The sequence below is a fragment of the Gordonia sp. (in: high G+C Gram-positive bacteria) genome, from assembly GCF_049647785.1.
GTDB lineage: Bacteria > Actinomycetota > Actinomycetes > Mycobacteriales > Mycobacteriaceae > Gordonia.
In genome coordinates, this window is record NZ_JBARYI010000013.1 from 1 (window position 1) to 6,369 (window position 6,369).

The 6,369-nt window shown below is 64.3% G+C and carries 8 protein-coding genes; 3 read left to right on the forward strand and 5 right to left on the reverse strand.

Annotated elements, in window-relative coordinates:
• The 4 genes from WBA38_RS01245 to rimP all read right to left on the reverse strand — a co-directional run.
• Positions 1–455: translation initiation factor IF-2 N-terminal domain-containing protein (locus WBA38_RS01245; RefSeq protein ID WP_424321857.1), on the reverse strand; the 455-nt coding region annotated here is incomplete at its 3' end.
• A 120-nt stretch (positions 456–575) separates the two neighbouring features.
• A complete protein-coding gene (locus tag WBA38_RS01250; protein ID WP_424293131.1) occupies positions 576–848 on the reverse strand; it encodes a YlxR family protein in 273 nt (90 codons plus the stop codon).
• 30 nt (positions 849–878) lie between these two features.
• On the reverse strand, positions 879–1,976 hold the full coding sequence (gene nusA / locus WBA38_RS01255; protein ID WP_424321858.1) for a transcription termination factor NusA: 1,098 nt from the start codon (positions 1,974–1,976) through the stop codon (positions 879–881).
• Positions 1,977–2,037: 61 nt separating this feature from the next.
• On the reverse strand, positions 2,038–2,604 hold the full coding sequence (rimP, locus tag WBA38_RS01260; RefSeq protein WP_424293129.1) for a ribosome maturation factor RimP: 567 nt from the start codon (positions 2,602–2,604) through the stop codon (positions 2,038–2,040).
• A 98-nt stretch (positions 2,605–2,702) separates the two neighbouring features.
• On the opposite strand from rimP, the gene WBA38_RS01265 reads away from it, so the two are divergent.
• Both WBA38_RS01265 and WBA38_RS01270 read left to right on the forward strand, forming a co-directional pair.
• A complete protein-coding gene (locus WBA38_RS01265) occupies positions 2,703–3,263 on the forward strand; it encodes a hypothetical protein (RefSeq protein WP_424293127.1) in 561 nt (186 codons plus the stop codon).
• On the forward strand, positions 3,260–3,685 hold the full coding sequence (locus tag WBA38_RS01270) for a ferritin-like domain-containing protein (RefSeq protein WP_424293125.1): 426 nt from the start codon (positions 3,260–3,262) through the stop codon (positions 3,683–3,685). The genes WBA38_RS01265 and WBA38_RS01270 overlap by 4 nt, the downstream gene beginning before the upstream one ends.
• Before the next feature lie 13 nt (positions 3,686–3,698).
• Here the strand turns inward: WBA38_RS01270 and WBA38_RS01275 are convergent, their stop codons facing one another.
• Entirely contained in the window at positions 3,699–5,429 is a 1,731-nt protein-coding gene (locus WBA38_RS01275; protein WP_424293133.1) for a proline--tRNA ligase, read from the reverse strand.
• A 97-nt stretch (positions 5,430–5,526) separates the two neighbouring features.
• On the opposite strand from WBA38_RS01275, the gene yaaA reads away from it, so the two are divergent.
• The gene (gene yaaA, locus WBA38_RS01280; protein WP_424293124.1) at positions 5,527–6,267 is read left to right on the forward strand and encodes a peroxide stress protein YaaA; all 741 of its coding nucleotides are present in this window, start codon (positions 5,527–5,529) and stop codon (positions 6,265–6,267) included.
• Positions 6,268–6,369 lie beyond the last annotated feature (102 nt).

Here is a 6,369-nt window from a genome sequence, read left to right on the forward strand (position 1 = left end):
GCTGCGGTCTCGGCGGCCGCTGCCGGGGCAGCAGGCTTTTCGGCCGGAGCCGGAGTCGGTGTCTCCGCAGGTGCGGGTGCCTCGGCGACAACCGGGGCTTCCGGAGCCTTGGGTGCCGGCTTGGGTCCGGGCCGAGCGCCGGGCTTGGGACCACCGGAGCTAGCTGGTTTGGCTGCTTCAGCGGGAGCGGCAGGCTCCGGCTTGGCGGCCTTGGGACCGGGACGGGGACCGGGCTTGGCACCCGGCTTCGCCGCAGCCTTAGCGGGTGCGGCTTCGCCAGCGGCAGGACCACCGGCGGATTCAAAAGATTCACGCAACCGTCGGGCCACGGGGGCCTCAACGGTTGACGATGCGGACTTGACGAACTCGCCCTGTTCCTTGAGTCGTTCCAGCACAACCTTGCTGGCGATCCCCAATTCCTTGGCTAGTTCGTGGACGCGGGCCTTGCCTGCCACTGCTCTCCTCACTTGGAGGTCGAGCGGGCGATCCGCGCGACCTCGGTTTATTCAGTAAACGTGCTCATCGTGGAGACTTCACGGTGTGCTCATGTCATCTGCTACCTGTTCTGACTCCATTTAGGAGCCCTCACTCGTGATCGCGCCAAGTTGCTCGGCGAGATCGGTGGGTTTCACGGCGACGCCGCGATCCCGTAGCGCCGTTCCGAAAGCGTTGCGCCGCACCGCGAGTGACAAACATCGTTCGTCACGGTGCAGCCAGGCGCCCCGGCCCGGCAGTCTCCCCCGTTCATCGATCGTCACCTGCGCGGTATCTGCAATACCACGCAGCGCCACCAACCTGACCAGCACTGATGCTCGTTCACGTTGGCGACACCCGATGCAGGTGCGCATCGGAGGTGTCGACGTTCGAAGGGCCACAGGTCAGTTTAGCGTATCGCCGGGCTCATCGGTGCCACCGCGAACGTCGCCCCCATCACCGTCTGCACCGCCGGTGCCTTCGCTATCCTCAGCGCTCGCTTCGCGCGGGCCGCCGTCACCAGCGTCCGACCGGATGTCAATACGCCACCCGGTGAGCCTGGCCGCCAGGCGGGCATTCTGGCCCTCCTTGCCGATGGCCAGCGACAGCTGGTAGTCCGGCACGATCACCCGGGCGGCCTTGGTCTCTTCATCCATGACCGTTACCGAGATCACCTTGGCTGGCGAAAGCGCATTCCCGACAAACTCGGTCGGTTCTGCAGCGAAGTCAATGATGTCGATCTTCTCGCCGGACAGTTCGCTCATCACGTTACGAACACGCTGACCCATGGGACCAATGCAGGCCCCCTTGGCGTTGAGCCCGGCAACGTCGGTGTGGACGGCAATCTTGGAACGATGGCCAGCCTCGCGGGCGACGGCAACGATATCGACCGAACCGTCCGCAATTTCGGGCACCTCAAGGGAGAACAGCTTACGAACCAGATTGGGGTGTGTCCGAGACAGGGTGATCTGGGGCCCACGCGGTCCGCGGACAACACCAACCACATAACACTTGATGCGATCGCCATGCTTGTACGTTTCGGTCGGTACCTGCTCGGCCTGCGGGATAACACCCTCGGCGGAGTTGGACTCGCTACCGATCTGGACGATGACCATGCCCCGAGCGTTAGCGCGCGCGTCGGCCTGCACCACGCCGCCAACAACTTCGCCCTCGTGGGCGATGAGCTCGCCGTACGACTTCTCGTTTTCGGCGTCCCGCAGACGCTGCAAGATCACTTGACGCGCGGTGGTCGCGGCGATCCGACCGAACCCTTCGGGCGTGTCGTCCCACTCGTGAACCACGTTGCGGTCTTCGTCGAGTTCCTGCCCCATCACGCGGACCTTGCCGGACTTGCGGTCGATGTCGATACGCGCGTGGGTGGCGGCCTCGTCGGTGTGGCGGTAGGCGGTCAACAGAGCCGACTCGATCGCGGAGAGAACAGTCTCGGCGGGAACACCCTTGTCGGTTTCGATGAGTCTGAGCGCGCTGATATCAATTTGCATGGTGGCGACTCCTATTCGCTTGTCGGATTGAATTGTTGGTGGTGCGGCAACAATGAAAGCACTAGTCGATCGCGGCGTTTTGCGGAGATTGACGACGGCGAGTGATCTCATCGTCGTCGAGTCCGCAGGCCCGCAGCGCGGCTTCGCCGGGTTTGGTGAAGTCCACGTCGCCGACGGCCTTCGTGATGTTGGTGTACGGCACGTCAACGGTACTGATGCGGCTCTTGTCGACCAACACCAATGTCACTTGATTGTCGTCGCTGACACCGATGCGCGCCTCGCCACTCTTGTCGACGCCGTCGAGCGAATACTCAACATGAACCTTGCGACCCTGGTTTCGACGCCAGTGACGGGGCAGTGTCAACGGACGGCCAATGCCGGGCGTGGTGAGTTCTAGATCATACGGCGAGTCGCCGAGGAGGCCCGAGGCCTCGATCACCGTCTCGAGTTCGCGACTGACTTCAGCGAGCGCATCGAGGGTGCTGCCACCGTCACGGTCGACGATGATGCGCACATCCCGCCGTCCCGGGGGCGTCAGTACGGCGAGCTCTTCGAGATCGAATCCGAGCTGGGCAACCACCGGCGTCACAAGATCGCCGAGCTTTCCGGTCAGGGCTTCGCCTGCCATGCCGCGGTCCTCCTGTTGTCGTAAAAATGAATCGCTCCGACGCGCGCCGGGCCGGGCTTTGAGTGTAGTCGATCGGCGGGCTGGCAGAATCTCACCTTGTGACCCCCGCCCCCGTGCACCTCCTTGCCCGTGACGTCCCTGCCAGCAATCACCCCGCGGCCTCCGCAAATTCCAGAACGGGGTCTATCGATTCCGGGTTTTCCCGTCGCGCGGTGTTGCGCGGCGGTGCCGTGATCGGCGTCGCAGCGATGGCCGGGTGGTCGTTGACGGCCTGCAACACGGGTCCGACGCAACGGGAACTCGACGCTCAGATGTTGCTCCCCCACGCGCAGGCTGCATTCGCGCAGCAGCGTGCCGCGACCGAATTATCGCCGCGCATCACCGAGTATGTGAACGCCCTCAAGACGGTCGCCGATCAACGCGGTCAGCATCTGCAGGCGTTGCGCGATGAAATTAATCGCCTCGACTCGTCCACGGCCGACCAGATCGAAGCCGGCAGTCCGGCACCAACAGCGTCGATCGAGGCGCTGCGGACCGCCATTGCGGCGTCCGCCAGATCCGCCAATCGTGCGTGCGTCACGTCATCCGGTTTCACCGCGGGCCTCCTCGGCTCCATCAGCGCTTCGTGCCAGACCCTGCAGAAAGTCCAGCTCGCATGACTTCAACCGATGCCCTCAACAATGCCGTCGATGCCGAGAACGCCGCCGTGTTCACGCTCGGCGTCATTACCGCGTTCACGACCGGCAGCGTGCGCGCAGCGGTCGCTGAACAGGTCGCCGAACATCGAGTACGGCGCGATCAACTTAACGACGTGCTCGTCCAGGAAGGTCAGCCGGAGCGGATCGCCGCCGCCGGCTACAAGCTGCCCGTCGACGTGACCGATCAGAACACCGCGGCGCAGGCCGCGTTGGCGGCCGAAACCGACTGCGAGAAGGCTTACCGAGTGCTGCTCGAGCAGGCCGACAGCAACCCCGTGCGGCAGATTGCCGTCGACGGCCTCACCGATTCGGCGTTGCGCGCCGCCTACTGGCGCGGTATCGCAAAGCAGTCGCCACTGACCGAGGCTTTCCCCGGCCAGTAGCGAACCGCGGCTTCTAGCCCCGGACGGCGGCGATGATCGAATCGATCGCGCCGTCGACCGGCACCGCATTGGCTTCACCGGCGAAGCGGTCACGGATCTCGATGGTGCCTTCGGCCCACCCGCGACCCACAACCACCACGGTTGGCATGCCGAGCAGCTCCGCGTCCTTGAACTTGACGCCAGGCGACGCCTTGCGGTCGTCGAACAGGACCGAGACACCCGCGGCGTCAAGGTCGGCGGCCAATTGCTGAGCACCGGCGACAGCGGCCTCATCCTTGTTTGCGATCACCAGGTGAACGTCGAACGGGGCAACCTCGCGCGGCCAGCGCAGGCCCTTGTCGTCGTGGCACTGCTCGGCCAAGACCGCGACCATGCGCGAAACGCCGAGCCCGTACGACCCCATCGTGACCCGGACCGGCTTGCCATTCTCACCGAGCACGTCGAAGGCGAAGGCATCGGTGTACTTGCGGCCCAGTTGGAAAATGTGGCCAATCTCGATGCCCTTGGCCGTCTGGAGGACACCCTTCCCGTCGGGTGACGGATCGCCGGCGCGCACCTGCGCGGCCTCGATGACACCGTCGGGTGTGAAGTCGCGGCCGCACACCAGGTTGACGTAGTGCTCGCCGGGCTTGTCGGCACCGGTGATCCACGACGTACCGCTGACCACGCGGGGGTCGGCAAGGTAGGCAAATTCGGCGGCCTGCACGGCTTTGGGCCCGATGTAGCCCTTGACCAGGGTGGGGTTGGCGGCGAAGTCGGCCTCGGTGAGGAGTTCAACCTCTGCGGGTTCGACGGACGCCTCCAGTCGCTTCATGTCCACTTCCCGGTCACCGGGGACCGCGACGGCGGTGATTTCCCACTCGCCGCCCGGCTTGCGGATCTTCACCATCACATTCTTGAGGGTGTCGGCGGCCGTGTAGGTGCCGTCAAGTGCTTCGTTGGCCCAGGCGACCAGGCTGTCGATGGTCGGTGTGTCACCGGTGTTGTGTGCGACCGCCGCGGGCAGTCCGTCGAACGGGATCTCCGCGGGCACCGGAGTGACGACGGCTTCAACGTTGGCCGCGTAGTCCGATTCAGTGCTGCGAACGAAGGTGTCTTCGCCCACCTCGGCGACGGCCAGGAACTCTTCCGAGGCGCTGCCACCCATCGCTCCGGACGTCGCGGCGACAATGACGTACTCGATGCCGAGTCGGTCGAAGATCCGCTGGTAGGTGATGCGGTGCGCATCGTAGGAAGCTTGCAGTCCCGCGTCGTCCATATCGAAGGAGTACGAGTCCTTCATCACGAATTCGCGTCCACGCAGGAGTCCAGCGCGGGGGCGTTCTTCGTCGCGGTACTTGGTCTGGATTTGGTAGAGCGTGACGGGGAGATCCTTGTACGAGCTGTACTCACCCTTCACAAGCTGGGTAAAGACCTCTTCGTGGGTGGGTCCGAGCATCATGTCAGCACCCTTACGGTCCTTGACACGGAACAGCGAGGGACCGTACTCGGTCCAGCGGCCGGTGGTCTCATAAGGGTCGCGCGGAAGCAGCGCGGGCAGCAGGATTTCCTGAGCGCCCATCGCGTCCATCTCTTCGCGTACCAGGTTCTCGACCGCACGGAGCACCTTCAGTCCCAGCGGGAGCCATTCGTAAACGCCGGGAGCGGCCCGGCGGATGTAGCCGGCGCGCACAAGCAACTTATGGCTTGGCACTTCGGCATCGGCGGGGTCGTCGCGGAGGGTACGCAGGAAGAGGTTCGACATCCGTGTGATCACGATGACCAGCTTAATCGGGTGGATTCTGCCGCAGTGCGGGGGCCGGTACTGTGGGCTCCTCAGCGGGGTTCGTTAGGGTGATCGCGTGTTCGTGATCCTGCCTCCTTCGGAGACCAAGTCTGACGGCGGCAAAGCCGCACCCCTCGACCTTGACACGTTGGTGTTGCCGTCGTTGAACCCAATTCGCCGAAAGTTGGCTGACGCGATCGTCGACTTGGCCGCCGATCTGGATACGTCTCGGACGGCACTGGGGTTGGGCGCGTCGGCGGTCGACGAAGTGCAACGCAATGCCGATCTGTGGGACGCCCCAACGCGTTCAGCGATCACCCGCTACACGGGTGTCCTGTACGACGCCCTCGACTACCCGGGCATGACGCGAGCCACTAAGACCAAGGCCGGCGACCGGTTGATGATTGGTTCGGCCCTGTTCGGTGTTGTCGGTGCGAATGACTTGATCCCGGCGTATCGGCTGTCGGGCGGATCGAAATTGCCGGGCTTCGGCACACTGGGCGCCCTGTGGAAGCCGAGCCTGTCGCCCGCGCTCGATTCGATCGACGATTTCGTCGTCGACTTACGCTCTGGCGTCTACCAAAAGTTGGGGCCGGTCGACGCGGCGGTGACAGCAACGGTCGTCACGGAGTTTCCCGACGGTTCCCGCAAGGTCGTCAGCCATTTCAATAAGCATTACAAGGGCTTGGTGGCGGCCGAGTTAGTTCGGACCCGCCGCAATGTGCGCGACATCAACACCGTCGCCGCAGTCCTCTCCGACGCCGGTCAACGCATCGAAATCTCGGGCCCCACCGAAATCACCGTCGTCACGCACTAGCCCCAACCACCTAGCCGCCCGCCCGACCACCCAGCCACCCAGCCACCCAGCCCGCCCTGGCGTTCTCGCATGATGCGTTGATTCCCGCACTATGTCTGACAT

What these genes read in the sequence shown, in the direction of transcription:
- WBA38_RS01250 (WP_424293131.1), bottom strand. Translation starts at nt 848, where the DNA reads ATGCGCACCTGCATCGGGTGTCGCCAACGTGAACGAGCATCAGTGCTG.
- nusA (WP_424321858.1), bottom strand. Translation starts at nt 1,976, where the DNA reads ATGCAAATTGATATCAGCGCGCTCAGACTCATCGAAACCGACAAGGGT.
- rimP (WP_424293129.1), bottom strand. Translation starts at nt 2,604, where the DNA reads ATGGCAGGCGAAGCCCTGACCGGAAAGCTCGGCGATCTTGTGACGCCG.
- WBA38_RS01270 (WP_424293125.1), top strand. Translation starts at nt 3,260, where the DNA reads ATGACTTCAACCGATGCCCTCAACAATGCCGTCGATGCCGAGAACGCC.
- WBA38_RS01275 (WP_424293133.1), bottom strand. Translation starts at nt 5,429, where the DNA reads ATGTCGAACCTCTTCCTGCGTACCCTCCGCGACGACCCCGCCGATGCC.